This is a genomic window from Mesorhizobium sp. M4B.F.Ca.ET.203.01.1.1 (genome assembly GCF_004791025.1).
Lineage (GTDB): Bacteria > Pseudomonadota > Alphaproteobacteria > Rhizobiales > Rhizobiaceae > Mesorhizobium > Mesorhizobium abyssinicae.
In genome coordinates, this window is the sequence record NZ_SRUO01000128.1 from 1 (window position 1) to 360 (window position 360).

1 protein-coding gene is annotated in these 360 nt (G+C 68.9%); it reads left to right on the forward strand.

Features of this window, described 5'->3' with window-relative positions; all coding sequences use genetic code 11:
• Positions 1-360: molybdopterin cofactor-binding domain-containing protein (locus EN846_RS33960; RefSeq protein WP_145971986.1), on the forward strand; the 360-nt coding region annotated here is incomplete at both ends.

Here is a 360-nt window from a genome sequence, read left to right on the forward strand (position 1 = left end):
CGCCGGGCTACATGCGTTCACCGCCCGAGACGCCTTATGTCTATGCGCTTGAAAACGCCATGGACGAGATGGCGGTGGCGCTCGGCATGGACCCGGTCGAGTTCCGCCGCATCAACGAACCGAAGGCGGAGCCGATCGGCAAGAAGCCGTTCTCCAGCCGTTCGCTGACCCAGTGTTACGACCAGGCGGCGGACGCCTTCGGCTGGGTCAGGCGCGATCCGAAGGTCGGCGCGATGCGCGACGGCGACTGGCTGGTCGGCATGGGCTGCGCGACGGCGATCTACCCGACTGCCGTCGCGCCATGCGCGGCGCGCGTGCGCCTGACGGTCGACGGCGACGTGCGGCTGCAATGCGGTTCGC